The 24,546-nt window shown below is 69.0% G+C and carries 26 protein-coding genes and 1 riboswitch; of the genes, 20 read left to right on the top strand and 6 right to left on the bottom strand.

Going from position 1 to position 24,546, the window contains the following annotated elements:
- The first annotated feature begins 114 nt into the window (after window positions 1–114).
- The 5 genes from ACO6VK_RS18790 (at window position 115) to ACO6VK_RS18770 (ending at window position 5,126) form a co-directional block, all read left to right on the top strand.
- Entirely contained in the window at window positions 115–1,134 is a 1,020-nt protein-coding gene (locus ACO6VK_RS18790) for a ribonucleotide-diphosphate reductase subunit beta (protein WP_422509792.1), read from the top strand.
- A gap of 128 nt (window positions 1,135–1,262) precedes the next feature.
- Entirely contained in the window at window positions 1,263–1,676 is a 414-nt protein-coding gene (locus ACO6VK_RS18785; protein ID WP_017356697.1) for an acyl-CoA thioesterase, read from the top strand.
- 41 nt (window positions 1,677–1,717) lie between these two features.
- On the top strand, window positions 1,718–2,536 hold the full coding sequence (locus tag ACO6VK_RS18780; RefSeq protein WP_422509789.1) for an NAD-dependent protein deacetylase: 819 nt from the start codon (window positions 1,718–1,720) through the stop codon (window positions 2,534–2,536).
- A gap of 378 nt (window positions 2,537–2,914) precedes the next feature.
- Window positions 2,915–4,021 carry an NADH:flavin oxidoreductase/NADH oxidase gene (locus ACO6VK_RS18775; protein WP_422509787.1) on the top strand — a complete coding sequence of 369 codons (1,107 nt, stop codon included), beginning with the start codon at window positions 2,915–2,917 and terminating at the stop codon, window positions 4,019–4,021.
- 205 nt (window positions 4,022–4,226) lie between these two features.
- Window positions 4,227–5,126, top strand: a complete 900-nt coding sequence (locus tag ACO6VK_RS18770) for a hypothetical protein (RefSeq protein WP_422509785.1) — start codon at window positions 4,227–4,229, stop codon at window positions 5,124–5,126.
- A 14-nt stretch (window positions 5,127–5,140) separates the two neighbouring features.
- Here the strand turns inward: ACO6VK_RS18770 and ACO6VK_RS18765 are convergent, their stop codons facing one another.
- On the bottom strand, window positions 5,141–6,067 hold the full coding sequence (locus ACO6VK_RS18765; RefSeq protein ID WP_422509783.1) for a LysR substrate-binding domain-containing protein: 927 nt from the start codon (window positions 6,065–6,067) through the stop codon (window positions 5,141–5,143).
- 138 nt (window positions 6,068–6,205) lie between these two features.
- Between ACO6VK_RS18765 and ACO6VK_RS18760 the strand changes: the two genes are divergently transcribed.
- The 3 genes from ACO6VK_RS18760 to ACO6VK_RS18750 all read left to right on the top strand — a co-directional run bounded on the left by ACO6VK_RS18760 (window position 6,206) and on the right by ACO6VK_RS18750 (window position 7,619).
- Window positions 6,206–6,475 (top strand): DUF2798 domain-containing protein, encoded by a 270-nt coding sequence (locus tag ACO6VK_RS18760; protein WP_422509781.1) that lies wholly within the window; start codon window positions 6,206–6,208, stop codon window positions 6,473–6,475.
- 73 nt (window positions 6,476–6,548) lie between these two features.
- Complete coding sequence (purU, locus tag ACO6VK_RS18755) at window positions 6,549–7,400, top strand: formyltetrahydrofolate deformylase (RefSeq protein ID WP_422509779.1); 852 nt, start codon at window positions 6,549–6,551, stop codon at window positions 7,398–7,400.
- A gap of 51 nt (window positions 7,401–7,451) precedes the next feature.
- On the top strand, window positions 7,452–7,619 hold the full coding sequence (locus ACO6VK_RS18750; protein ID WP_422509777.1) for a hypothetical protein: 168 nt from the start codon (window positions 7,452–7,454) through the stop codon (window positions 7,617–7,619).
- 20 nt (window positions 7,620–7,639) lie between these two features.
- Here the strand turns inward: ACO6VK_RS18750 and pncA are convergent, their stop codons facing one another.
- From pncA to ACO6VK_RS18725, 5 genes are all read right to left on the bottom strand, one after another.
- Window positions 7,640–8,266 carry a bifunctional nicotinamidase/pyrazinamidase gene (pncA, locus tag ACO6VK_RS18745; protein ID WP_422509775.1) on the bottom strand — a complete coding sequence of 209 codons (627 nt, stop codon included), beginning with the start codon at window positions 8,264–8,266 and terminating at the stop codon, window positions 7,640–7,642.
- 51 nt (window positions 8,267–8,317) lie between these two features.
- Window positions 8,318–9,007, bottom strand: coding sequence for an epoxyqueuosine reductase QueH (locus ACO6VK_RS18740; protein ID WP_422509773.1), 690 nt, complete (start codon window positions 9,005–9,007; stop codon window positions 8,318–8,320).
- Window positions 9,008–9,077: 70 nt separating this feature from the next.
- Window positions 9,078–11,372 (bottom strand): 5-methyltetrahydropteroyltriglutamate--homocysteine S-methyltransferase, encoded by a 2,295-nt coding sequence (gene metE, locus ACO6VK_RS18735; protein WP_422509771.1) that lies wholly within the window; start codon window positions 11,370–11,372, stop codon window positions 9,078–9,080.
- Between the two features lie 214 nt (window positions 11,373–11,586).
- A riboswitch (cobalamin riboswitch) is annotated at window positions 11,587–11,818 on the bottom strand.
- 35 nt (window positions 11,819–11,853) lie between these two features.
- The gene (locus ACO6VK_RS18730) at window positions 11,854–12,150 is read right to left on the bottom strand and encodes a HigA family addiction module antitoxin (RefSeq protein WP_422509769.1); all 297 of its coding nucleotides are present in this window, start codon (window positions 12,148–12,150) and stop codon (window positions 11,854–11,856) included.
- A 10-nt stretch (window positions 12,151–12,160) separates the two neighbouring features.
- A complete protein-coding gene (locus ACO6VK_RS18725; RefSeq protein ID WP_422509767.1) occupies window positions 12,161–12,442 on the bottom strand; it encodes a type II toxin-antitoxin system RelE/ParE family toxin in 282 nt (93 codons plus the stop codon).
- Between the two features lie 271 nt (window positions 12,443–12,713).
- Here ACO6VK_RS18725 and ACO6VK_RS18720 point away from each other — a divergent pair, with 271 nt between their 5' ends.
- From ACO6VK_RS18720 to ACO6VK_RS18665, 12 genes are all read left to right on the top strand, one after another.
- Window positions 12,714–13,490, top strand: a complete 777-nt coding sequence (locus ACO6VK_RS18720) for a hypothetical protein (protein ID WP_422509765.1) — start codon at window positions 12,714–12,716, stop codon at window positions 13,488–13,490.
- 70 nt (window positions 13,491–13,560) lie between these two features.
- Complete coding sequence (locus ACO6VK_RS18715; protein WP_422509763.1) at window positions 13,561–14,130, top strand: sigma-70 family RNA polymerase sigma factor; 570 nt, start codon at window positions 13,561–13,563, stop codon at window positions 14,128–14,130.
- The gene (locus ACO6VK_RS18710; RefSeq protein WP_422509761.1) at window positions 14,127–14,900 is read left to right on the top strand and encodes an anti-sigma factor; all 774 of its coding nucleotides are present in this window, start codon (window positions 14,127–14,129) and stop codon (window positions 14,898–14,900) included. The genes ACO6VK_RS18715 and ACO6VK_RS18710 overlap by 4 nt, the downstream gene beginning before the upstream one ends.
- 82 nt (window positions 14,901–14,982) lie before the next feature.
- On the top strand, window positions 14,983–15,942 hold the full coding sequence (locus ACO6VK_RS18705) for an acyl-CoA desaturase (protein ID WP_422509759.1): 960 nt from the start codon (window positions 14,983–14,985) through the stop codon (window positions 15,940–15,942).
- Window position 15,943: 1 nt separating this feature from the next.
- On the top strand, window positions 15,944–17,224 hold the full coding sequence (locus ACO6VK_RS18700) for an NAD(P)/FAD-dependent oxidoreductase (protein ID WP_422509757.1): 1,281 nt from the start codon (window positions 15,944–15,946) through the stop codon (window positions 17,222–17,224).
- Entirely contained in the window at window positions 17,221–17,988 is a 768-nt protein-coding gene (locus ACO6VK_RS18695; protein ID WP_422509755.1) for a DUF1365 domain-containing protein, read from the top strand. Before ACO6VK_RS18700 ends, ACO6VK_RS18695 begins: the two co-directional genes overlap by 4 nt.
- Window positions 17,985–19,241: a class I SAM-dependent methyltransferase gene (locus ACO6VK_RS18690; protein WP_422509753.1), complete on the top strand. Its 1,257-nt coding sequence runs from the start codon at window positions 17,985–17,987 to the stop codon at window positions 19,239–19,241. Before ACO6VK_RS18695 ends, ACO6VK_RS18690 begins: the two co-directional genes overlap by 4 nt.
- Before the next feature lies 1 nt (window position 19,242).
- A complete protein-coding gene (locus ACO6VK_RS18685; RefSeq protein WP_422509751.1) occupies window positions 19,243–19,800 on the top strand; it encodes a DUF2878 domain-containing protein in 558 nt (185 codons plus the stop codon).
- Window positions 19,797–20,588, top strand: a complete 792-nt coding sequence (locus tag ACO6VK_RS18680) for a DUF1295 domain-containing protein (protein ID WP_422509749.1) — start codon at window positions 19,797–19,799, stop codon at window positions 20,586–20,588. Before ACO6VK_RS18685 ends, ACO6VK_RS18680 begins: the two co-directional genes overlap by 4 nt.
- A complete protein-coding gene (locus ACO6VK_RS18675; RefSeq protein ID WP_422509747.1) occupies window positions 20,585–21,658 on the top strand; it encodes a class I SAM-dependent methyltransferase in 1,074 nt (357 codons plus the stop codon). The genes ACO6VK_RS18680 and ACO6VK_RS18675 overlap by 4 nt, the downstream gene beginning before the upstream one ends.
- Window positions 21,659–21,685: 27 nt before the next feature.
- The gene (locus ACO6VK_RS18670; protein ID WP_422509745.1) at window positions 21,686–22,222 is read left to right on the top strand and encodes a lipocalin family protein; all 537 of its coding nucleotides are present in this window, start codon (window positions 21,686–21,688) and stop codon (window positions 22,220–22,222) included.
- Window positions 22,223–22,367: 145 nt separating this feature from the next.
- Complete coding sequence (locus ACO6VK_RS18665; RefSeq protein WP_422509743.1) at window positions 22,368–24,263, top strand: patatin-like phospholipase family protein; 1,896 nt, start codon at window positions 22,368–22,370, stop codon at window positions 24,261–24,263.
- The last annotated feature ends 283 nt before the right edge of the window (window positions 24,264–24,546 follow it).

The raw sequence follows: 24,546 nt of genomic DNA, 5'->3' as shown, positions 1-24,546 counted from the left end.
CCGCTGTCACCGCAGGCGCTCCGGCGCCTGCAGTGCCGGAAGCCCGCCGCGCACACGCGCGGGTCTTTCGACGCGTCCCCCGGGACGCCGCCAACCGAAACAAGGACTGCCCTCATGGCCGACAAGCCCCGTCAAATGCTGCTCGATCCCGGTTTTGAACTGACCCTGCGCCCGATGCGCTACCCGCAGTTCTATGACATGTATCGCAACGCGATCAAGAACACCTGGACCGTGGAAGAGATCAACTTCCAGATCGACATCAGCGACCTGCATGGCAAGATGTCGCCGGGCGAGCGCCACCTGATCCACCGCCTGGTCGCGTTCTTCGCCACCGGCGATTCGATCGTGTCCAACAACCTGGTGCTGAACCTGTATCAGCACCTCAATGCGCCCGAAGCGCGCATGTACCTGTCGCGCCAGCTGTATGAAGAAGCGCTGCACGTGCAGTTCTACCTGACCCTGCTCGACAACTATCTGCCCGATCCGGAAGAGCGCGCCAAGGCGTTCGACGCGGTGGAGAACATCGACTCGATCAAGAAGAAGGCCGACTTCTGCTTCAAGTGGATTGATTCGATCCAGAACCTCAAGCGCATCGAGACCCGTGACGAGCGCCGCCAGTTCCTGCTCAACCAGATCTGCTTCGCGGCGTGCATCGAAGGCCTGTTCTTCTTTGCTGCGTTCGCCTACGTGTACTACTTCCGTTCGCGCGGCCTGCTCAACGGCCTGGCCTCGGGCACCAACTGGGTGTTCCGCGACGAAAGCGCGCACATGGAGTTCGCCTTTGAATGCGTGGACGTGATCCGCGAGGAAGAGCCGGACCTGTTCGACGATGCGATGAAGCAGCAGGTCTATGACATGCTCGCCGAAGCCATCGAATGCGAAGTGCAGTTCGCCGAAGACGTGCTGTCCGGTGGCGTGGCGGGCATTTCCACCCGCGACATGCGCCAGTACCTGCAGCATTGCGCCGACAATCACTTCCATCGCCTGGGCATGGAAAAGAAGTACAACGTGCGCAACCCGCTGAGCTTCATGGAGCTGCAGGACGTGCAGGAACTGACCAACTTCTTCGAGCGCCGCTCCTCGGCCTACCAGGTTGGCGTGAAGGGCGAAGTCGCCTTCGACATGTCGTTCTGATCCCACGCCGACGCGGTGAACAGAAGGCCCCGGCATTGCCGGGGTTTTTTGTTTGGGCAGCCAGACCGCTACCCGCTCACCGCGCCTGCCGTATCATCCGCGCGACCCCACCTGTACCGGCCACCCCCATGACCGCTTCCCCCGACACCGTTCCGCCCATCGAAGTCCGCATGGCCGAGATCGTCTTCCCCAACCACACCAACCACATGGGCACCCTGTTCGGTGGCCAGGCGCTGGCGTGGATGGACAAAGCCGCCTTCCTCGCCGCCGCCCGCTATTCGCGCCGCACCGTGGTGACGGCCCGCTCGGACCAGGTCGACTTCAAGCTGCCCATCCGCATCGGGCAGATGGTGGAGACCGTCGGCCGCATCGTCGAGGTAGGCCGCAGTTCGATGAAGGTCGAGGTCGAGCTGATTGCCGAAGACCTGCACAACGGCGAGCGCAAACTCTGCACCCGCGGCCACTTCGTGATGATCGCCCTGGACGACGCCGGCCAGCCGGTCGCCGTGCCGGCGCTGCCCGAGCCCATTCCCGGCCCCTGAGGGCAATTGCGCCGGCCCGGCAGCGCCCCCATCTGATGGCCATGACCCCCGCACTCGCCGATTTCATCGACCGCGCCCAGCGCCTGTTCGTGCTCACCGGCGCCGGCTGCAGCACCGACTCGGGCATCCCCGACTACCGCGATGCCGACGGCCAGTGGAAGCGCACCCCGCCGGTGACCTACCAGGCCTTCATGGGCGAGTTGCCCACCCGCCAGCGCTACTGGGCACGCAGCCTGGCGGGGTGGCCCCGGTTCGGCCAGGCCCAGCCCAACGGCACCCACGCCGCGCTGGCCGCGCTGGAGGCGCGCGGGAAGATGGAGGTGCTGCTCACCCAGAACGTGGACCGGCTGCACCAGCGGGCCGGCAGCGTGGGCGTGATCGACCTGCACGGCCGGCTCGACCAGGTGCGCTGCATGGGCTGCGAGGCGCGCATCCCGCGCGAGGCGTTCCAGCACACCCTGCTCGCGCACAACCCGGACTGGCAGCACCTGGACGCCGCACAGGCCCCCGACGGTGACGCCGACCTGGAGGGCGTGGCGTTCGACACCTTCCAGGTGCCGGCCTGCGCGCAGTGTGGCGGCATCCTCAAGCCCGACGTGGTGTTCTTCGGCGAGAGCGTGCCCCGCGAGCGCGTCGCCGCCGTGCACACCCACCTGCAGCAGGCCGACGCGGTCCTGGTGGTCGGCTCCTCGCTGATGGTCTATTCCGGCTTCCGGTTCGTGCAGGCCGCCGCCAACGCGGGCCTGCCGGTGGCCGCGCTCAACCTCGGCCGCACCCGCGCCGACGACCTGCTCAGCCTGAAGGTGGAGCAGCCCTGCGCCCCGGCCCTGTCGTTCCTGTTGCCCTCTACCGCCCAATGAGCGGCGCGTCGGTGCATCGGTGCCCGGGCGCGTGGCGACGCGTTCATCCCATCGGCGCCGGGGTGTCATCGTGGCGCGGCTCTGCCCCGCTGGCCGCACCGTTCCACCCAACGAATCGCCGGCAACCCACCCTTGTAGAGCGGGGCTCTGCCCCGCTGGCCACACCGTCCCACCCAATGAATCGCCTACAGCCCGCCCCGGTAGAGCGAGGCTCTGCCCCGCTAGCCGCACCGTTCCCCCCAACGAATCGCCTGCAACCCGCCCTTGTAGAGCGGGGCTCTGCCCCGCTGCCCGCACCGTTCCACACACAAGGTTGCCTGCACGCCCACATCGGAGTGCAATAACGCCCCGGTTTCATTCTTCCTCCCCGAGTCCCCCTTGAGTCAGCTCTTCTCCCCCGTGTCCTTTGGCCCGCTGTCGCTGGCCAACCGCATCGTCATCGCGCCGATGTGCCAGTACTCCTCCACCGACGGCCTGGCCAACGACTGGCACCAGATCCACCTGGGCCAGCTGTCGCAGTCCGGCGCCGGCCTGTTGATCCTGGAAGCCACAGCCGTGCTACCCGAGGGCCGTATCAGCTGGGCCGACCTGGGCCTGTGGGACGACGCCACCGAGGCGGCGCTCCAGAAGGTGATCGGGGCGGTGAAGCGCTGGTCGCCGATGCCGCTGGGCGTGCAGCTCGCCCACGCCGGGCGCAAGGCGTCCTCGGCGCGGCCGTGGGACGGCGGTGGCCCCTTGCCGCCGACCGACCCCAATGGCTGGACCACCCACGCCCCGTCCGCGCTGCCGTTCGCGGCCAATGGCCCCGTGCCCGAGGCGCTGGATGAGGCCGGCATCGATGCCGTGGTCGAGGCCTTTGCCACCGCCGCACGCCGCGCCGAGCGCGCTGGGCTGGACCTGATCGAACTGCACGCCGCGCATGGCTACCTGCTGCACCAGTTCCTGTCGCCGCTGAGCAACAAGCGCCAGGACCAGTACGGCGGCTCGCTGGAAAACCGCATGCGCCTGCTCGTGCGCGTGTTCGACGCCGTGCGCGAGGCGGTCTCCGACCGCATCAGCGTGGGCGTGCGCATCTCGGCCAGCGACTGGGTCGACGGTGGCTGGGACATCGAACAGAGCAGCACCCTGGCCCAGATCCTGGACATGCGCGGCTGCCAGTTCCTGCACGTCTCCAGCGGCGGCCTCGACGCGCGCCAGAAGATCCCGCTGGAGCCGGGCTACCAGGTGCCGTTTGCCGCGGCGATCAAGGCCAAGGTGAAGATGCCGGTCATCGCCGTGGGCCTGATCACCGATCCGTCGCAGGCCGAATCGATCCTGCGCCACAACCACGCCGACGCCATCGCGCTCGCCCGCGGCATCCTCTACGACCCGCGCTGGCCGTGGCACGCCGCCGCCGCCCTGGGCGACTCGCTCGCCCCGGCACCGCAGTACCTGCGCTGCGAGCCGCGCGAAGCACGCGGCGTGTTCCTCGCGCCGGAGGGCTGAGACCGGAAGGCAGGCGGACGGGCGACCAAGGCACACCGCGTGCCTGCTGCCGCCAGGCCCTCTTACGAGGGCCTGGTCGGACGTGCCTATGGCGACCTCATCAGTGATTGGTAAGGCCGTGTCTTCGCACCGGGTCACAAACGGGAACAGCTACCCCGGGTAGAACAGCCCATGCGGCACGGTTGCCGCGCCGCCGGCCATCCCCGTGTATGCATCCCTGTTGCTTGCCTTCCTGCTGCTGGGCAGTGCGCCGGAGCCGGGCACGCCACGCGCTGCCGGTGCGCTGCTTGCCGACCTTGTTCGACTGGACAGGCCCGACGCAGACCTGCCTGCGCTGGAGCGCATCGCCGCCATGCGGGCGGTCTACCGGGGTGGAACGGCCCACCTGCAGACGGGCGCCAACTGCCACTCGATTGCGTCAGACGATCAGCGTGATCTGTTTGATGCCACTGCACTGGTGGCGTTCTATCAACCCGACGAAGCACTTCTTCACCGCATGCGCTGCCTGCACGGGCGACTCGCGTCCGACGGGACCGTGGGTGCCGCGCATCACCGGGCCCTGCACGGCACACTGGTCGCGTTGCGGCATTTTGATCAAGCCAATCAACTTCGCGACCGGTGGTCGCTGCCGGTTCCGACGCTGCCCGACATACGGGGTGAGCCATCGGCAGGGATGGAGGTGCTGAGACTGGGCCATGCGGACGCCGTTGAGCGTATCGCGTTCCCGGAGAAGGGGGTGCACGTGGTTGCGCTGGTGCATCCCAATTGCAGCTTCTCCGCACGGGCGTTGCAGGCGATCGTGACTGACCCCGGGTACGACGCGTTGCGCGGCCACATGCGGCTGGTAGTGCGTAGCGACCCGCAGTGGCCGGAAAAGGCGATGCGGGCCTGGAACACCCTGCATCCGGACCTTCCCATGCTGGCGATGGTGCCTGGCGTGAGGTTCTCTCAACTGGATATGCACGAGACGCCCGTGTTTCATCTTGTGCAGGATGGTGTCGTTGTCGAAACGGTCGTCGGATGGCAGGGGGACGGGGCAGCAGTGCGCGGGTTGGCGGACAGACTGGTGTCCCTCATACCCGATGCGAACCGCGAGGTGGACTAGCCCGAGCCTGCCCCCTAAACCGCGTCCACCCGCCACGCCTCGGGCAGTGCATCCAGCAGTGCCTGCATCAACGCCCGCACCTTGGGCGTGAGATCGCGGCGGTCGCTGACGCACAGGAACAGCCGCATCGGCTCGGGCGAGGTGCGGGCGCCGTCGCCGGTGGCGAACAGCACCTGCAGTTCGCCGCGCACCAGCCACGGCGCCGCCACGAATGCGGCCAGCCGGGCGATGCCGCCGCCTGCGGCCGACATCGCGGCCAGCGCATCGATGTCGTCACAGACCAGCGCCGGGCGCACCTCGGCGTCGAAACGCATGCCGTCGCGCACGAAGCCCCACGGCAGCACGCGCCCGTCCACCGGATAGCGGAACACCAGGCAGCGATGGTCGCGCAGCGCATCCGGCGTGGGCGGGGTGCCCGCATGCGCCAGGTACGACGGCGCCGCGCAGACCACGAACGGCACCTGCGCGATGGGCCGCGCCACGATCCCGTCCACCAGCTGCTGTTCGATCCGCAGGCTCACATCCACGTCTTCGCGCGCGTGGTCCACCGCGCGGTCGGTGAGCAGCAGTTCGATCTCCAGCCGTGGATGGCGCGCCTGCAGGGCCGGCAGCAGCGGGGCCAGTACGTGCCGCCCGAACGCAGCGGTGCTGGCCACCCGCAGCCGGCCCTGCGGCATCGCATCGGGGTCGGTCACGGCAGCCTGCGCCCGCTGCAGGTCGCGCTCGATGTGGCGCACCTCGGCCAGGTACAGCGCGCCGCGTTCGGTCAACGCCAGCGTGCGGGTGGTGCGGTTGAACAGGCGCACGCCCAGATGGGCTTCCAGCCGTGCGATGTTCTGCCCCACCGCCGCCGGGCTGATCCCCAGCGTGCGCGCGGCGGCGGCCAGGCTGCCGGCGTCGGCGGTGCGGATGAAGCTGCGGATTGACTGGAGAATGTTCATGATGGCGCCAATTAAGGCAGGTCATTACAAAGATTCTCTTTATAAAGAGCCAATCTGCTGCGGTCTACCCGCCCCATGCTGCGCTGACTATCGTGCCGGTCCCGCAACCGCCGGTTGCCCTTGATCGGATCGCTCCGCATGTCGCTCCCCCCGCAGACCCTGGCGGCCCGCCGCTGGAAGCTCGGTACCCGCTCCACGCCCTACGTGTTCGCCTTCTTCATGGCCTCGATCATGGCGATGCTGATGTGCCTGGTGATCACCGCCGCCAACGCCGGGCTGGACGCCCACTATCCCGCCCGCGTGTTCGGTGCCTACCAGCTGGCCATGCCCACTGCGTTCTGCTGCATTCTGGTGGTGCGCCCGCTGGTGATGCGGCTGGTGGCATTGACGGTGCATCCGCCACGTTGAACGCATTGCAGGCAAATGGTTGCAGCTGAGAGCAACCATGCCGCGGGTGAGGGTGCTCACTTACACTGGCCTGATGCGCCCCGATTCCATCCTCACCCTGTCATGCCCGGACCGTACCGGGATCGTCTATCGCGTGTCCGGCCTGCTTTTCGAGCTGGGCTGCAACATCCTCGATGCCCAGCAGTTCGGCGACGACGAGAGCGGCCGGTTCTTCCTGCGCGTGCATTTTGATCGTGCCGCCGAGCAGTCGCTGGCCGACGTGGAAGCGCGCATGGCCACGCTGGCCGGTGAGTTCGCGATGGACTGGCAACTGCACGATGCGCGTCGTCGGGCACGCCTGCTGGTGCTGGTCAGCCGACAGGGGCATTGCCTGAACGACCTGCTGTTCCGCGCGCACAGCCGCCAGCTGCAGGTGGATATCGCGGCAGTGGCGTCCAACCACACCGATTTTGCCGCACTGGCCGGCTCCTACGGGGTGCCGTTCCACCACCTGCCGGTCAACGCCGACAACCGCGCGGTGCAGGAACAGCAGCTCATCGATCTGGTCGAGCGCGAGCGGATCGATCTGGTGGTGTTGGCGCGGTACATGCAGATCCTGTCGCCGCGGCTGTGTCAGGCGCTGGCGGGGCGGGCGATCAACATCCATCACAGCTTCCTGCCCAGCTTCAAGGGCGCGCAGCCGTACCACCAGGCGCACGCACGCGGGGTCAAGATCATCGGTGCCACCGCGCACTACGTGACCGAAGACCTCGACGAAGGCCCGATCATCGAACAGGACGTGGCGCGCGTGGACCACGCGATGACGCCGCGCGATCTGGTGCGGCTGGGCAGCGACACCGAGTCGCAGGTGCTGGCGCGCGCGGTACGCCGGCATGTGGAGCATCGCATCCTGCGCAACGGACACCGCACGGTGGTGTTCCGCTGATCGCGGTGGCCGGTGCTATGCTCCGGCCCCTGTCCTGCAATGGAGTGCGTGATGAATACCGATCCGATGGCGTGGGTGAAACTGCTGGCCGTGCTGGGTGTCTGCGCGGTGGTGGTGGGCGGTTCGATCTGGTTGCTGGTGTGGGTATTCCAGCGCAATGCACGGCTGGAAGCCGAGCGCCAGCGCAAGGCCGCCGCCAAGCAGCCGCCGGGCGCCTGAGGCCCCGGGCCGCAACGGCGTCAGCGCAGCGCGATGCCGCTGGCCGCCAGTGCCGCGCGCGTGGCGTCGTCGTTGGCGGCACTGACCGGGCGCGTCAGCCCCCACAGATAGCCCACGCGGAAGCCGGCGGTGGCCGCGTCCTGCGCGGTCCACAGCACGCAGTAGTCGCGTGCCAGTCCGCACACGTGCACCTCGGTGATACCGCGTTCGCGCAGCCAGCCGGCCAGCCCGGTGGGCGGCCGCTGGCCATCGGCGTCGTGGTTTTCCTGGAAGGCGCTGTACGAATCCACGTGGCGGTTGCGTCCCTTGCGCAGGATCATCGCCGCGGGGGTCCAGTCCACACCGGCGTGCAGCGCGGCGCCGGGCGTGCCCTGCACGCAGTGATCCGGCCACAGTGTCTGCGGGTGGCCGTGCAGGGCAATCTGCTCGAACGGGGCGTGGCCGGGATGCTGGCTGGCGAACGACGCATGGTCGTGCGGGTGCCAGTCCTGGGTCGCCACCACCGTGGCGTATCGCCCCTGCGCGAGCAGGGCGGCGATGTCCGCCACGATCGCATCGCCGTCTTCGCAGGGCAGCGCGCCACCGGGCATGAAGTCCGGCTGCAGGTCGACCACGATCAGGGCGACATCGGCGGGGAAACGGTTCATGGCGGCATCACGCAGGTGGGGCGTCCAGTCTAGCCGACGCCCCGGTGGCGGTCAGTCGGCGTCGCCCGGTCGCGACGTGCCGTCGCCGTAATACAGCACCCCGATCCTGATCCGCTCGCGGCCGTTCTCGCGGCGGTGGCGGTTGGCGTCGCGCAGCGAATACACGCAGCCGCAGTATTCCTGCTGGTAGAACTGCTCGCGCTTGCTGATCTCGACCATGCGCGCGGCGCCACCGCCCTTGCGCCAGTTGTAATCCCAGTACTGGATGCCCGGATAGTGCGCGGCGGCGCGGTGGCCGCAGTCGTTGATCTGGTTCATGTCCTTCCAGCGCGAGATGCCCAGCGAACTGCTGATCACCTGGAAGCCGTGTTCGTGCGCGTACAGCGCGGTGCGCACGAAGCGCATGTCGAAGCACATCGTGCAGCGGATGCCGCGTTCGGGCTCGTTCTCCATGCCGCGTGCACGTGAAAACCAGTTGTCGGTGTCGTAGTCGGCATCGACGAACGGCACGCCGTGTTTCTCGGCGAAGCGGATGTTCTCCTGCTTGCGCAGTTCGTACTCCTTCACCGGGTGGATGTTGGGGTTGTAGAAGAAGATCGTGTAGTCGATGCCCGAGGCGGTAATCGCCTCCATGACTTCGCCCGAGCACGGGGCGCAGCACGAGTGCAGCAGCAGCCGGGTGTGTCCACCCGGCAGGGCCAGGGTGGGGCGGTCGATCGGGGTGGTGTGAGGCGTGGTCATGCGGATTCTCGTCGACCGCACCGCCGGCAACGGCGGCGGCGCGGTCCTTGGGGCCAGGTGTGGCGGTGGATCAGGCAGCGTTGGCGTCGGCGCTTTCCTCGCGCAGCTGGCGCGCGGCGGCCACCAGCGCGTCGAGCGCGGCCCGGGTTTCCTTCCAGCCGCGGGTCTTGAGCCCGCAATCGGGGTTGACCCAGATCTGCTCCGGACGCAGGACTTCGGCGGCCTTGCGCAGCAGTGCCAGCATCTCCTCCTTGTCCGGCACGCGCGGGGAGTGGATGTCGTACACGCCCGGGCCGATCTCGTTGGGGTACTGGAAGCGGACGAACGCATCCAGCAGTTCCATGCGCGACCGCGAGGTTTCGATGGAGATCACGTCGGCATCCATCGCGGCCACCGAATGGATGATGTCGTTGAACTCGGAGTAGCACATGTGGGTGTGGATCTGGGTCGCGTCGCGCACGCCGCTGGCGCTGATGCGGAATGCTTCCACCGCCCAGTCCAGGTACTCGCGCCACTGCGCGCGGCGCAGCGGCAGGCCCTCGCGGATGGCAGGCTCGTCGATCTGGATCACGCCGATGCCGGCCGCTTCCAGGTCCAGCACCTCATCGCGCAGTGCCAGCGCGATCTGCCGGCAGGTCGCGGCGCGCGACTGGTCATCCCGCACGAACGACCACTGCAGCACCGTCACCGGGCCGGTCAGCATGCCTTTCATCGGCCGGTCGGTGAGCGACTGCGCGTACTGCGACCAGCGCACCGTCATCGGCTGCGGGCGGGTCACATCGCCGTAGATCACCGGCGGCTTCACGCAGCGCGAGCCGTAGCTCTGCACCCAGCCGTTCCTGGTGAACGCGAAACCATCGAGCTGCTCGCCGAAGTACTCGACCATGTCGTTGCGCTCGAACTCGCCGTGCACCAGCACGTCCAGCCCGATCTGCTCCTGCACGCGCACGCAGTGTTCGGTCTGGGTGGCGAGGAAGGCATCGTAGTCGGCATCGGAGAGCTTGCCGGACTTGTTGCGTGCACGTGCCTCACGCACCTCCAGGGTCTGTGGGAACGAGCCGATGGTGGTGGTGGGGAAGCGCGGCAGCTTGAGGGCGGCGGCCTGCGCCAGGTGGCGTTGCGGGTAGCGGCTGTGGCGCTGCGCATCGGCCGGGGTCAGCGCGGCGAGGCGCGCGGCGACGGCCGGCTTGTGCACGCGCGGCGACTGCCGGCGCGACTCGATGCGTGCCCGTGCCTCGGCCAGCCCGGCCTCGGCCTGCGATCCGCCGTCGATGGCGTCGGCGAGCAGGCGCAGCTCCTGCAGCTTCTGCCGGGAGAACGCCAGCCAGCCGCGCAGCTCGTCGTCCAGCTTGGTTTCCAGGGTGAGGTCCACCGGGCTGTGCAGCAGCGAGCACGACGGGGCCAGCCACAGCCGGTCGCCCAGATGGCCATGCGCGTAGCGGGCCAGCACCAGCGCGTTGTCCAGGTGGGTGCGCCAGATGTTGCGGCCGTTGACCAGGCCAGCCGACAGCACGCGGCCAGCCGGCAGCGCCTTGATCACCGCATCCAGCTGTTCCGGTGCGCGCACCAGGTCCACGTGCAGGCCATCGACGGGCAGGGAGGCGGCCAGGGGGAGGTTGTCCTCCAGTGCGCCGAAGTAAGTGGCCACCAGTACCTTGGGGCGCGGTGCGGTGGCCAAGGTGGCGTAGGCATGCGCGTAGGCGGCGCGTGCGGTCTCGTCCAGATCCTGCACCAGCAGCGGTTCGTCCAGCTGCACCCACTCGGCGCCGGCGTCCTTCAGGGCGCCGAGCAGTTCGGCATAGACCGGCAGCAGCGCGTCCAGCAGCTCCAGCGCCGGGCTGCCATCGACGGTCTTTGACAGCAGCAGGAAGCTCACCGGGCCCAGCAGCACCGGGCGCGTCTGGATGCCCAGCGCGCGGGCTTCACGGTACTCGGCCAGCGGTTTGTCGCCGCGCAGCGCGAAGCCCTGGCCGGCCTGCAGCTCGGGCACCAGGTAGTGGTAGTTGGTGTCGAACCACTTGGTCATTTCCAGCGCGTGCAGGTCATGGCCATCGCGCTGCACGCCACGGGCCAGCGCGAAGTAGCCGGCCAGCGGGTCGGCATCGGCCAGCGCGCGGTAGCGGGCCGGGATCGCATCGAACAGGAAGGCGGTATCCAGCACCTGGTCGTAGAAGCTGAAATCGTTGCTCGGCGGTACGTCCACCCCGGCATCGCGCTGCAGCTGCCAATGGCGGGCGCGCAGCGCGCGGGCGGTGTCCTGCAGCGATTGCGCGCTGCTGTCGCCGGACCAGTACGCCTCCAGCGCGCGCTTGAGCTCGCGCTTGGCGCCGATGCGCGGGAAACCCAGGTTGGTAACGGTAGTCATTGAAACGTGTCCTCATTGCGTAGGGGCATTGAGGAACGAAGGAACCGCGCGCCGTCCACGCCATCGCTGCCGTGCCCGCCCCGCCAGCGACCTTCGCCCCCGCGGGCGAACCGGATGCCGTGAAGCGGACGCACGGGGGCAGCGCCATGCAGGCGGCATGGCGGCAGGCCCCGGCAACCTCCCCGCGGACGTTCCAGGTCGAATCGGGGAACGGTCGTGTTCCCCGGCCGGGGCCGGTATTCGGGCTGATGGACACGGGCGCGAACGCCCTCCTAGTACCTGCCGCTTCCCAGGCGGATGCCCAGTGCTGTTGGCAGGATTCGTTTCCATTCACCGCTGCGGGGCAGCTCCGGAATGGGCGCGCAAGGCGCCTTCACCGGATTCCCGTTTAAATCCATCCCTTCATCTGCATAAAGAGATGGATACCTTCGGCGAGCACAAGGTAGGCCGAAGGCGGGCGATGGTCAAGAGGGGCGGGTGCTCAGGCAGCGGGGTGGTACGGCGCGATGCGCGCCAGCACGTCCGCCAGTTCGTCCTTGGCCTTGGCCGCGTCATGGGCCATCTGCAGGTTCAGCCAGAACGCATCGCTGGTACCGAAGAAGCGCGCCAGCCGCAGCGCGGTGTCGGCGGTCACGCTGCGCCGGCCTGCAATGATCTCGCTGATGCGGGTCTGTTTGACGTCGATGCTCTTGGCCAGGCGGTACTGGCTCAAACCGAGCGGGGTGAGGAATTCTTCCTGCAGGATCTCGCCCGGGTGCGGATAGGGAACAGAACGCATGACGCCTTCCTCAGTGGTAGTCGCAGATCTCGACATCGGTGGGACCGGCATCGGTCCATGCAAAGCAGATTCGATACTGATCGTTGATACGGATGCTGTATTGGCCTGCCCGGTCACCGCGCAGCCGCTCAAGTCGATTGGCCGGGGGAATACGCAGATCGTCGAGCCGTAACGCGGCATCCAGCATGGCAAGTTTTCGCATTGCGACCTTGTGCACGCCCTGGAACGCTCGAATCTGCTTGCCCGTGAACAGGCGTCTGGTGGCGATGCAGCGGAACGACAGGATGGACATTTCAGAGTTCCGCCTTTGAATAGTACCGCGTCACGATAGTATCGACAAGTGGGAGCATTGCCCGCCAGGCACGATGCGGGGCATCCCCACGACCCAGAGGCAGCAGACCTCCGATGCTGTTCCACACCCGCCACCCGTGAACGTCGAAGGCATCACGTCCGGGTACGGCGGCGATTGATCTGAGGCATGGCCTTCGGCGCAGCCAGCGGTCCACTGCATCCGTGACGCCGTTGTCTGCGTATCTCCCGATGACCCCCCTGTGGAGCCGGACATGCGCCGAACCCTTCTGCCTTCGCTGCTGCTGGTGTTGATCCCGGTGCTGCCGGCCGCTGCCCAGCAGGTGCAGCGCCAGGAAGGCCGCGCCTACGCGCCCGCCGGCGGCCGCCTGCTGTACCGCGAGACCCATTGGCTGCAGGGCCCGCCCGAGACCCGCTCGCGGCTGGTGCTGTACCGCTGCGCCGACGGGCGCGCCTTCGCGCGCAAATGGATGACCCCGCAGGGCAGCGCGCAGACCCCGGACTTCGCCTTCGAGGATGCACGCAGCGGCTACCAGGAGGGCCTGCAGGGCAGCGCCGCCGCCCGCACCGTGTATGTGCGTGAAGACGCGCGGGCCGAGCGCGTCAGCCGTGCCATCGCGATTCCGGCCGATGCGGTGGTGGACGCCGGGTTCGATGCAGCCGTGCTCACGCATTGGGAGGCCCTGCAGGGCGGGCGCAGCGTGGCGTTCCAGTTCCTGCTGCCCAGCCGCCAGCGGCTGGTGCCGTTGAAGCTGCAGCGCAGCGGCGCGGTCACCTGGCAGGGCCAGCCGGCCGAGCAGCTGCAGATGCGCCTGGACGCGTGGTTCGGGTTTGCGGTGCCGGCGGTGACCCTGGTCTACGCGCGCACGACGCCGCGCCTGCTGCAGTTCTCCGGCACCGGCAACGTGCGTGATGAACACGGTCGCTACCCGCAGGTGCGGGTCGAGTTTCCCGATCTGCCGGTCGCGGCAACCCCGGCCGAGCTGGTGGCCGCGCGGCAGCAGCCGCTGGTGTCCACATGCGCCGGATGATCGCCCTCTTGCGCCGCAGGCGCGCAGCGACGACGATGCCGGCAGTCCCCCTGCCGACATTGAGCCTGCGATGCCTGAGCTGGACACTGCCGATACCGGCGCCTCGCGGCGCCTCGATGAGCTGCTGGTCCAGGTCGCCACCGGTGACCGCCAGGCATTCGAATCGGTCTACCAGCTGGCGTCCGGCCGACTCTTCGCGATCTGCCTGCACGTGCTGCGCGACCGCGGCGATGCCGAGGACGTGCTGCAGGATGCCTTCGTCACGGTGTGGCACAAGGCCGCGCAGTTCGACCGCGCCAAGGCCTCGGCCATGACCTGGCTCTCGATGCTGGCCCGCAACCGCGCCATCGACCGCCTGCGCGCCGCCCCGCCGCGCGCGCTGGATGATCTGTCGGTGGCCGAAGAGATACCCGATTTCGCGCCGCAGCCGGCGCAGGCGGCCGAGCATGCCTCCGATCGCGAGCGCCTGGACGATTGCCTGGACACCCTGGAGCCGCGCCGCCGCTCGCTGATCCGGCTGGCCTTCCTGGATGGCGCCAGCTATGAAGAGCTGGCGCGCCGGATCGGTGCGCCGCTGGGGTCGGTGAAAAGCTGGATTCGCCGTGGGCTGGGCCAACTACGGGTGTGCCTGGAACGATGAACATCCGCGATCTCCATGATCTGCCCGATGACGCCGAACCGCCGGGTGCCGACATCCTGGCCGGTGAATACGTGCTCGGTGTGCTCGATGCCGCCCAGCGCACCGAGGTGGAACAGCGCATCGCCCGCGATCCGGGCTTTGCCCGCCTGGTGAGCCAGTGGGAAAACCGGCTGGCCCCGCTGCTCGAATCGCTCGGCACCGAGGCGGTTCCGGCCCACCTGTGGCCGCGCATCCGCACCTCGCTGGGCTGGCCGTCGGTGGCCACCACGCCACGCGCCTGGCAGCGCACCGGCTTCTGGCAGGGCATGACCGCGCTGGCCGCGGTGGTCGCACTGGTGGCGGTGCTTGCCCGCCGCGACGTGGTGCCGGTGGCACCGGTAGCGCCCCCGGTGGCAGTCACCCCGACCACGCCGGCCGAGCCGGAACAGGCCACCAAGCCGGTCACGCCGCTGCTGCACGACGACGGGTCCCCCGGCTGGCTGGCCTCGGTCGACAAGGCCCAGGGCAAGGTGTTGATGGTGCCGGTCCCGGCACCGGCCGATGCGGCCGGACGCGCGCCCGAGCTGTGGCTGATCCCGGCCGGCGGCGCGCCGCGCTCGCTGGGCCTGGTCTCGATCAACCGCGCCCACACCGTGGCGGTCCCGGACACGCTGCGTGATGCGCTGGTGAACGGATCGGTGCTGGCGATCACGCTGGAACCGTCCGGCGGCGCCCCGCAGGGCATCCCGACCGGCCCGATCATCGCCAAGGGCGACATCGCCACCCTGTAACGTGCACTTTATTTCCGGATACGTGCATCCGGAGGGCCGCTGTTCCCGTATCTCCTGACAAGCACGCCAGGAGATGCGCGATATGTCGGCCGGACCCGCCCCTGCAACAGGACGCACTGCCCGCCGTGGCCTTTGGCCCACGGTGCGGCGCTGGTTTGATACCGGTGCCGATACGGTGGTGGCGTCCGACGCGGTGCCGCGCGTGGACTGGCTGCGTGCGATCCCCTTCGCGGCGATGCACCTGGCCTGCGTGGCGGTGCTGTGGGTGGGCGTGTCCTGGGTTGCTGTCGGGGTAGCGGTGGCGCTGTACGCGGTGCGCATGTTCGCGATCACCGCGTTTTACCACCGCTATTTCTCGCACCGCACCTTCCGCACCTCGCGCGTGGTGCAGTTCGTGTTCGCGCTGATCGGCGCGGCCAGCGTGCAGCGCGGGCCGCTGTGGTGGGCCGCGCACCATCGCAACCATCACCGCCACACCGATACCCCGGCCGACCCGCACTCGCCGCGCGTGCATGGCTTCTGGTGGAGCCACATGGGCTGGTTCCTCACCACCGAGGGCTTCCGCACCGACTGGGACCGCATCCCGGACCTGGCGAAGTACCCCGAACTGCGCTGGCTGGACCGCTTCGACACCCTCGTGCCGATCGCATTGGCCGCCGCGCTGTTCGGCCTGGGCGCCCTGCTCGAGCACATCGCGCCGTCGTGGGGCACCAGCGGCGGTCAGATGCTGGTGTGGGGCTTCTTCGTCTCCACGGTGGTGCTGTTCCACGCCACGGTCACCATCAATTCGCTGGCGCACCGCTTCGGCCGCCGCCGCTTCGCCACCGGCGATGACAGCCGCAACAACCTGTGGCTGGCGCTGCTGACCTTCGGCGAAGGCTGGCACAACAACCATCACTTCTTCCCGGGCACGGTGCGCCAGGGCTTCTACTGGTGGGAAGTGGACATCACCTGGTACGGCCTGCGCGTGATGGGCTGGCTGGGCCTGGTACGCGATCTCAAACCGGTGCCGGCGTGGGTGCTGGCCAAGGCGGAGAACTGACATGCGCATCGCCGTGATCGGATCGGGCATCGCCGGTCTTGCCAGCGCCTGGTGGCTGTCGCAACGCCACGAGGTGACGCTGTTCGAAGCCAACGACTACCTGGGCGGGCACACCCACACCCATACGGTGGAGGTGGACGGACGCATGCAGGCGGTGGACACCGGGTTCATCGTGTTCAACCCGCTGCACTACCCGCTGCTCACGGCGCTGTTCGAGCAGCTCAACGTGGCCACACGGCCGACAACGATGAGTTTTTCCGTACACAGCGAGCGCAGCGGGCTGGAGTACAACGCCACTTCGCTGGATGCGCTGTTCTGCCAGCGCCGCAACCTGGTTTCGCCGCGCTTCTGGGGCATGCTGCGCGACCTGCGGCGCTTCTACCGCGAGGCGCCCGCGCTGCTGCAGAGCGACCAGGAAGGGCCGTCGCTGGGCGAGTACCTGCAGGCCGGCGGCTACGGCCGCGCCTTCGTGGATGAGCACCTGCTGCCGATGGCCTCGGCGCTGTGGTCGGCACCCAGCGCCGCACTGGCTGCGTTCCCCGCGCGCTACCTGGTCCAGTTCATGGCCAACCATCAGATGCTGCAGGTCAGCGGCCGTGCGCCGTGGCGGGTGGTGGAGGGCGGCTCGGCGCGCTACATCGAGGCGATGCGCCGCCGCTGGCAGGTCCGTGAGCGGCTGGAGTGCCGGGTGTACGGCGTGGAGCGCCACGCGCAGGGCGTGCGCGTGCACAGCGCGGCCGGTCTGGAAGGGTTCGACCAGCTGGTGCTGGCCTGCCACAGCGACCAGGCGCTGGCGATGCTGTCCGACGCCGATCCCACCGAACGTGCCGTGCTCGGGGCGATCCGCTACCAGCCCAACGAGGTGGTGCTGCATACCGACGCCCGGCTGCTGCCCACGCGGCGTAAGGCCTGGGCCGCCTGGAACGCCCACGTGCCGTCATCACCGATGGCGCCGTGCACGGTCAGCTACTGCATGAACCTGTTGCAGGGCATCGACACGCCCACGCCGCTGGTGGTCACGCTCAACCGCAGCGAGGCGATCGACCCGGCCAAGGTGCTGCGCCGCCTGCAGTACGCGCACCCGGTCCACGACCACGCGATGGTGCGCGCGCAGGGGCGCTGGGCCGAGGTGCAGGGCCGGCGCCGGACCTGGTTCGCCGGCGCGTACTGGGGCTGGGGCTTCCATGAAGACGGCATCCGCAGCGCGCGCCGCGTGGTGGATGCGCTGGAGGCACTGGATGCCGACGCGTACTGGCCGCTGTCCGAAGCGGTGCCGGCATGAGCGCCAGCGCGATCTACCGCGGCCGCATGCGGCATCGCCGCCATCTGCCGCAGGCCCACGCCTTCGGCTACCCGGTGGCGCAACTGCTGCTGGATCTGGATGAGCTGGACCAGGTGTTCCGTGGCCGCTGGCTGTGGTCGGTGGGCCGCCGCAACCTGGCCGAGTTCCGCCGCAGCGATTACCTGGGCGATCCGGCGGTGCCGCTGGCAGAGGCCGTGCGTGCGCGCGTGACCGAGGCGCTGGGTCACGCGCCGGCCGGACCGGTCCGCCTGCTCGCGCACCTGCGCTATGCCGGCCACGTGTTCAACCCGGTCAGCTTCTACTACTGCTACGCGGCGGACGGCACCACGCTGGAGTGCATCGTCGCGGAGATCACCAACACGCCCTGGAAGGAACGGCACGCCTACGTGCTGCCGGTGGCCGCCGCCGATGCCCACGGCCGCGCGCTGGCGTGGGAGTTCGACAAACAGTTCCACGTCTCGCCGTTCATGCCGATGGACTGCCGCTACCGCTGGCGCTTCACCGCACCGGGCGAGGATCTGCACGTGCACATGCAGGTCTGGCGCGACGGCGCGCGCCAGTTCGATGCCGATCTGGTCCTGCAGCGCCAACCGCTGGACCGCCGCAGCCTCGCCGGCGTCCTGCTGCGCTACCCGCTGATGACCCTGCAGGTGGTGGCGGCCATCCACTGGCAGGCGCTGCGGCTGTGGCTCAAGCGCACCCCCGTCCACGTCCACCCTTCGCTTGCTGGAAAACGCCCATGAACGACATGACCCGGCCACTTCTGCCCGCGCTGCCCACCGCGCTCGAACGCTTCCTGCGCGATCGCCTGGTCTCCCAGCTGGCCCCGCTGCGCGGCGGCAGCCTGCACCTGCGCGATGCGGCCGGCGACGTAATGCTGGGCGATCCGACGGCACCGCTGCGCGTCACCGTGTGGGTCGACGATCCGGCGTTCTACCGCGCCGTGGCCGCGCAGGGCAGCGTCGGCGCCGGTGAGGCCTACATCCGGGGCGACTGGCGCTGCAGCGACCTGGTCGCGCTGGTGCAGCTGCTGGTGCGCAACCGCGACCTGCTCGACAGCATGGAGCACGGCGTGGCGCGTGTCGGCGGTTGGCTGCTGAAGGGCTGGAACCGCCTGCGCCGCAATACCCGCGAAGGCAGCCGGCGCAACATCGCCGCGCACTACGACCTGGGCAACCCGTTCTTCTCGCTGTTCCTGTCCGAAGACCTGATGTACTCCTCGGCGCTGTATGCCAGCGCCGGGGATACCTTGGAGGCGGCCTCGCAGCGCAAGCTGGCGCGCATCTGCGAGCAGCTGCAGCTCACCGCCGACGATCGCGTCATCGAGATCGGCACCGGCTGGGGCGGCTTCGCGCTGTACGCGGCGCGCGAGATCGGCTGCCATGTCACCACCACCACCATTTCCGTCGAGCAGTACACGCTGGCCAAGGCCCGGGTGGAGGCCGCCGGCCTGCAGGACAAGGTGACCCTGCTGCTCAAGGACTACCGTGACCTGGAGGGCCAGTACGACAAGCTGGTCTCCATCGAGATGATCGAGGCGATCGGCGCGCAGTACCTGGATACCTATTTCGCCACGCTCACCCGCCTGCTCACCCCCGACGGGCTGGCGCTGCTGCAGGCCATCACCATTGAGGACCAGCGCTACGAACAGGCCCGTCGCAGCGTGGACTACATCAAGCGCTTCGTGTTCCCCGGCAGCTTCATTCCGTCCATCAACGCGATCGTCGCCGCCAAGACCCGCAGCAGCGACCTGCAGCTGATCGGCCAGCACGACTTCGGGCCGTCCTATGCGCTGACGCTGCGCGCCTGGCGGCACCGCTTCCTCGCCCAGTTGCCCGCCGTGCGCGCGCAGGGCTTCGATGCGCGTTTCATCCGGATGTGGGAGTTCTACCTGGCCTACTGCGAGGGCGGCTTCCTGGAGCGCTCGATCGGCGTCTCACACCTGCTGATGGCGCGCCCCGGCTACCGCCCCGCGCTGATCGCCGGGGAGGGCTGAGGTGCTGCGCTTCTGGTCCAACGTGATCGGCAACCAGCTGGTCTGGCTGTGCGCGGTGGTCGGCGCCGGCCACGGGCTGTGGTGGCCGGCACTGCTGGCCGCCGCCGTGTACGTGGCCAGCCAGCTGGCGTGGTCGCCGCAGCCGTCGGTCGAGGCGCGGCTGATGGGCGTGGCGATCGGCTGCGGGCTGGTGGTCGATGGCCTGGCGGGCGGCACGGGGCGGGTGGTGTACGCCGCCGCACATCCCTCGGCCTGGCTGGCCCCGATCTGGATCTTGGCGCTGTGGGCGGCGTTCGCCATGACGCTGACGGTGTCCTTCGCTGTGCTGCAGCGGCATCTGCGCGTGGCCGCCCTGGTGGGCCTGCTGCTGGCGCCGCTGGCCTATCTGTCTGCTGCGCGCGGCTGGTCCTCGGTGACGTTCGCCGCCCCCACCTGGCAGGGCGTGGCGATGCTGGGCCTCGGCTGGGCGGTCGCGCTGCCGCTGCTGGCCGCGTGCGCGCGCCACTGGCAGCGCCGGATGGATCCGATCAACACCCTCGCTGCAGGAGAAGCACGATGAAGATGCTGTGGGTGGTCTGGCTGTATGCCGCGGTGATCATGACGTGGGGCTGGTGGTGGCAGCGCCGCCACCAGAACATCGGCGTGGTCGACGTACTGTGGGCCAAGGGCGTCGGCGCATCGGCGCTGCTGCTTGCCGTGCTCGGTGCTGGCGCGTCGACGCCGCGGATCGCGCTGGCGGTCCTGGGCGGGCTGTGGGGCGCGCGGCTGGCGCTGCACCTGTGGCACCGCGTGCGGAGCGAGCCGGAGGACGGCCGCTACCAGCACCTGCGGCAGTACTGGAACGGTCACCAGGGCAAGATCTTCGGCTTCTTCCAGTTCCAGGCGCTGTTGATCGTGCTGTTCGCGCTGCCGTTCGTGGCGGTGTCGGTCGCACCGCCGACGCATGCCGGCTGGCTGGTCGCAGCGGCCGCGGTGTGGCTGCTGAGCGTGGGCGGCGAGGCGCTTGCCGATCGCCAGCTGGCCCGTTTCCGCGCCGACCCGGCCAACAGGGGAACGACCTGCCGCCAAGGTCTGTGGCGCTACTCGCGGCATCCCAACTACTTCTTCGAATGGCTGCACTGGTTCACCTACGTGCTGCTGGCCGTGCAGTCGCCGCTGTGGTGGCTGGCGTGGTCCGGTCCGCTGGTCATGTACGTGTTCCTGCGCTGGGTCAGCGGCATTCCCTTCACCGAAGCGCAGGCGCTGCGCAGCCGTGGCGAGGACTACCGCGACTACCAGCGCACCACCCCGATGCTGTTCCCGTGGTTCCCCTCCCGCTCTTCCTCCCGCAAGGAGATGTCATCGTGAATGCCGCCAGTGAATCGTTGCCCCTGCCGGACTACGCCCCCGGCCTGACCGGCCTGGCCGAGCGCGGCCTGCTGCCCGACGCGCTGCTGCGCCTGGGCATCCGCCGCCAGTGCGAGCAGCGCCTGCGCGACGAACTCGCCGGTGGCCAGCAGGCCCAGTCGCAGCGCTTCGCCGCCCGCATCGCCGGGCTGGCCAGCAGCGCGGTGGCGCTGCACGTGGATGCGGCCAATCGCCAGCACTATGAAGTGCCGGCGGACTTCTTCCATCACTGCCTGGGCAGGCGCCTGAAGTACAGCAGCTGCTACTACGCCACCGGCCGCGAAACGCTGGATGAAGCCGAAGAGGCGATGCTGGCGCTGTATGGCGAGCGCGCGCAGCTCGCCGACGGCCAGCGCATCCTCGAACTGGGCTGCGGCTGGGGCTCGCTCACGCTGTGGATGGCCGAGCGCTACCCCAACGCGCGGATCACCGCAGTCTCCAACTCCAACAGCCAACGCGAGTACATCCAGGGGCAGTGCCGCGCACTGGGCCTGGACAACGTCACCGTGCTCACCCGCGACGTCAACCACCTCACCCTGGAGGCGGGCAGCTTCGACCGCTGCGTATCCATCGAGATGTTCGAGCACATGCGCAATTACCCGCAGCTGCTGCAGCGCATCCACGGCTGGCTCACCCCGCAGGGCAAGCTGTTCGTGCACATCTTCGTGCACCGCACGCTGATGTACCCGTTCGAGACCGATGGCGACGACAACTGGATGGGCCGGCACTTCTTCACCGGTGGCCTGATGCCCGCCGCCGATACCCTGCTGTTCTTCCAGCAGCACCTGCACCTGCAGCAGCGCTGGCTGCTGGATGGCACCCACTACGAACGCACCGCCAACCACTGGCTGGCCAACCAGGACCGCGAGAAGGATGCGGTGATGGCGGTGCTGCGCCAGTGCTATGGCGATGCCGCAGCGCCGCTGTGGCACCAGCGCTGGCGCATGTTCTGGATGGCCTGCGCGGAGCTGTTCGGCTACCAGCAGGGCCAGCAGTGGCAGGTGGCGCACTACCTGTTCGATCGCCCCTGAACCCCCACGCCTGTCGAGGACGCTGTCATGACGATTCGCGCTTTCATCCCGCTGCTGCTCACCGGCATGCTGCTGGGCGGCTGCGGCGGCAATACCCGCCCCATTCCCCCGGTGGCGCAGGTCGACGTGCCGCGCTTCATGGGCGACTGGTATGTCATCGCACATATTCCCAGCCGGCCCGAGCGCGAGGCCTACGATGCGGTGGAATCCTATGCGCTGCGCCCGGACGGCCGCATCCAGACCACCTTCCGCTACCGCAAGGGCAGCTTCGACGCGCCGCTGAAAACCATGCACCCGATCGGTACTGTCAAGGAAGGCACCGGCGGGGCGGTCTGGGGCATGCAGTTCATCTGGCCGATCCAGGCCGAGTACGTGATCGTGTACCTGGACGCGGATTACCAGCAGACGATTGTCGGCCGCAGCAAGCGTGACTATGTCTGGCTGATGTCACGCACCCCGACCCTGTCCGATGCGGACTACCAGAAGGCCATGACCCGCATCGCCGCGCTTGGCTACGACCTGTCCCAGGTACGGCGCGTGCCGCAGTCCGGCACGGCCGAATAGGCCGATCCGTGGCCGGTTTCTCAGGTCCTGAGAAGCCCGCAGGCGATACTGTCGTTATCGACCTCCCGATGCGGCGGCCCCATCCGGGCCATGCACGGGGAGGGTGCGCGGATCGGCTGCGCACCGGCGGACAGAGGATGGCAGCGTGGCGGACAGGTATTGCGATCTGGTCATGAAGGGCGGCATCACCAGCGGCATCGTGTATCCCAACGCGGTGCTGTCGCTGGCCCGCCAGTACCGCTTCAAGAACATCGGCGGCACCTCGGCCGGTGCCATCGCCGCTGCGGTCGCTGCCGCGGCCGCGCTGGGCGACCGCCGGCGCCATGCCGGCGAGGCGGTGGAGGCGCAGGTCGGTTTTCCGGGCCTGGCCACGGTATCGGCCGAGCTGTCGCGGCGCGGCTTCATCTACAGCCTGTTCCAGCCCGCGCATGGCGCACGCACTGCCTACCGGCTGCTGGTGATGCTCACCGGCAAGTCCAGCCTGTCGCGCAAGATCGCCTGCCTGCTCGCGGCGGTGTTCGCGATCGCGCCGCTGGAGCTGCTGGCCACGCTGCTGGCGCTGCTCGGCATCGGCTGGCTGGCCGGCGGCACGGATGGCGTCTGGGCAACGCTGCTGCCGTCGCTGCTGTGTGCCTACGGTGCCGGCGTGCTGGCCTCGGCCCTGCGCGTGGCGCGGGTGGCCCGGCGCAACCTGCTGGGCCTGTGCAGCGGCGCCACCCAGGCCGATGCGTCGACGCCGGCCCTCACCGACTGGCTGCATGACCGCCTGCAGGCGCTGGCCGGCCTGCCGGCCGACCGGCCGCTGACCTTCGGCGACCTGCACCAGGCGCCGCGCTATGCCGGTGAGCCGGCCGGGGCGCATGCGATCAGCCTGCAGATGATCACCACCTGCGTCTCGCATACCGAGCCGCGCACGCTGCCGTTCAGTGCGGCGCACTTCTGGTTCGTGCGCGAGGAGTTCCTGCAGCTGTTCCCGGCCACTGTGGTGGACTGGCTGGTGGCGCAGGCCGGGGCGCCGCAGCACGTGGACGGGCGCGACTACTACCGGCTGGTCGATGGCGAGCAGTTGCCGGTACTGGTGGCCACCCGCATGAGCCTGAGCTTCCCGCTGCTGATCAGCGCGGTGCCGCTGCACGAGCCGGCCCGCCGCGAGCGCCGCTGCGAGCCGGTGGCCGAGTCCGCGCCCGCGCGCGACAACAGCAATGTCGCCGACAGCATGGAAGGGCTGACCAGTGGCGGGCAGAACTGTGGGGCGGTGATCACCGCCTTCCGGGTCTGCTGGTTCTCCGATGGCGGGATCAGCAGCAACTTCCCGATCCACCTGTTCGACGCCGCACTGCCGCGCTGGCCCACCTTCGGCATCAACCTGGTGTACCCGCGCCATGCCGACGCGGTGATGCTCTCCGGGGCCGACGGGCAGGGCGAGCAGGCGCAGATCGAGCGCGCCGTGTTCCTGCCCACCGAGAACCGCCAGGGCTGGCAGCGCAGCTACCAGTCCATTGCCAAGCCACTCGCCGCGGCGGAGATGTCCGGTTTTCTGTTCTCGATCGTCTCCACCATGCAGAACTGGCGCGATGTACTGCAGGCGCGTGCGCCGGGCTATCGCGATCGCATCGTGCATGTCTCGCTGCACGGCGACGAGGGCGGCATGAACCTGGACATGCCGCAGGACGTGCTCAGCCGCATCGCCGCCAAGGGCAGCGTGGCCGGTGAGCGCTTCTGCGACTTCTCCTTCGCCAACCACTATTGGATCCGCTGGCGCAACCTGGCCTCGGCCTACCAGCGTTACACGCTGGAAATCGCACGCACCGACGATCCCGCGCAGCGCGTGGCTGCCTGGCGCGATGCGTACGAGACCGTGGCCAGCGGCGAGCCGCCGCCGCCCTCATACCGCCTGGGCTCGGAAGACAAGCGGCGCGAATCGCAGCAGCTGTGGCACCAGATGGTCGAGCAGGGCCAGCGCTGGGAAGACCTCGGCCCGGACCTCACCGACGGCGCGCCACGGCCATTGCCGCAGATGAAAGTCACCCCGATCTATTGAGCCCGCAGGAACCGGCACCACGCGCTCACGTAGTGCCGGCCGCCGGCCGGCTCCCACCATGCCGGGGATCACGCGTAGTGCCGGCCGCTGGCCGGCTCCTCGCCATGCCAGGGATCACACGTAGTGCCGGCCGCTGGCCGGCTCCCCACCATGCCAGGGATCACGCGTAGTGCCGGCCGCTGGCCGGCTCCCCACCATGCCAGGGATCACACGTAGTGCCGGCCGCTGGCCGGCTCCCCACCATGCCAGGGATCACGCGTAGTGCCGGCCGCTGGCCGGCTCC

The sequence above is a fragment of the Stenotrophomonas sp. GZD-301 genome (genome assembly GCF_049310345.1).
Classification (GTDB): Bacteria; Pseudomonadota; Gammaproteobacteria; order Xanthomonadales; family Xanthomonadaceae; genus Stenotrophomonas.
Note: the sequence above shows the minus strand (reverse complement) of the source record. Positions and strands in the feature narration are given on the sequence as shown.

What these genes read in the sequence shown, in the direction of transcription:
- ACO6VK_RS18680 (WP_422509749.1), top strand. Translation starts at nt 19,797, where the DNA reads ATGAAGATGCTGTGGGTGGTCTGGCTGTATGCCGCGGTGATCATGACG.
- pncA (WP_422509775.1), bottom strand. Translation starts at nt 8,266, where the DNA reads ATGAACCGTTTCCCCGCCGATGTCGCCCTGATCGTGGTCGACCTGCAG.
- ACO6VK_RS18765 (WP_422509783.1), bottom strand. Translation starts at nt 6,067, where the DNA reads ATGAACATTCTCCAGTCAATCCGCAGCTTCATCCGCACCGCCGACGCC.
- ACO6VK_RS18695 (WP_422509755.1), top strand. Translation starts at nt 17,221, where the DNA reads ATGAGCGCCAGCGCGATCTACCGCGGCCGCATGCGGCATCGCCGCCAT.
- ACO6VK_RS18750 (WP_422509777.1), top strand. Translation starts at nt 7,452, where the DNA reads ATGAATACCGATCCGATGGCGTGGGTGAAACTGCTGGCCGTGCTGGGT.
- ACO6VK_RS18705 (WP_422509759.1), top strand. Translation starts at nt 14,983, where the DNA reads ATGTCGGCCGGACCCGCCCCTGCAACAGGACGCACTGCCCGCCGTGGC.
- metE (WP_422509771.1), bottom strand. Translation starts at nt 11,372, where the DNA reads ATGACTACCGTTACCAACCTGGGTTTCCCGCGCATCGGCGCCAAGCGC.
- ACO6VK_RS18785 (WP_017356697.1), top strand. Translation starts at nt 1,263, where the DNA reads ATGACCGCTTCCCCCGACACCGTTCCGCCCATCGAAGTCCGCATGGCC.
- ACO6VK_RS18760 (WP_422509781.1), top strand. Translation starts at nt 6,206, where the DNA reads ATGTCGCTCCCCCCGCAGACCCTGGCGGCCCGCCGCTGGAAGCTCGGT.
- ACO6VK_RS18740 (WP_422509773.1), bottom strand. Translation starts at nt 9,007, where the DNA reads ATGACCACGCCTCACACCACCCCGATCGACCGCCCCACCCTGGCCCTG.
- ACO6VK_RS18700 (WP_422509757.1), top strand. Translation starts at nt 15,944, where the DNA reads ATGCGCATCGCCGTGATCGGATCGGGCATCGCCGGTCTTGCCAGCGCC.
- ACO6VK_RS18725 (WP_422509767.1), bottom strand. Translation starts at nt 12,442, where the DNA reads ATGTCCATCCTGTCGTTCCGCTGCATCGCCACCAGACGCCTGTTCACG.
- ACO6VK_RS18790 (WP_422509792.1), top strand. Translation starts at nt 115, where the DNA reads ATGGCCGACAAGCCCCGTCAAATGCTGCTCGATCCCGGTTTTGAACTG.
- ACO6VK_RS18780 (WP_422509789.1), top strand. Translation starts at nt 1,718, where the DNA reads ATGACCCCCGCACTCGCCGATTTCATCGACCGCGCCCAGCGCCTGTTC.
- ACO6VK_RS18670 (WP_422509745.1), top strand. Translation starts at nt 21,686, where the DNA reads ATGACGATTCGCGCTTTCATCCCGCTGCTGCTCACCGGCATGCTGCTG.
- ACO6VK_RS18720 (WP_422509765.1), top strand. Translation starts at nt 12,714, where the DNA reads ATGCGCCGAACCCTTCTGCCTTCGCTGCTGCTGGTGTTGATCCCGGTG.
- purU (WP_422509779.1), top strand. Translation starts at nt 6,549, where the DNA reads ATGCGCCCCGATTCCATCCTCACCCTGTCATGCCCGGACCGTACCGGG.
- ACO6VK_RS18690 (WP_422509753.1), top strand. Translation starts at nt 17,985, where the DNA reads ATGAACGACATGACCCGGCCACTTCTGCCCGCGCTGCCCACCGCGCTC.
- ACO6VK_RS18710 (WP_422509761.1), top strand. Translation starts at nt 14,127, where the DNA reads ATGAACATCCGCGATCTCCATGATCTGCCCGATGACGCCGAACCGCCG.
- ACO6VK_RS18715 (WP_422509763.1), top strand. Translation starts at nt 13,561, where the DNA reads ATGCCTGAGCTGGACACTGCCGATACCGGCGCCTCGCGGCGCCTCGAT.
- ACO6VK_RS18730 (WP_422509769.1), bottom strand. Translation starts at nt 12,150, where the DNA reads ATGCGTTCTGTTCCCTATCCGCACCCGGGCGAGATCCTGCAGGAAGAA.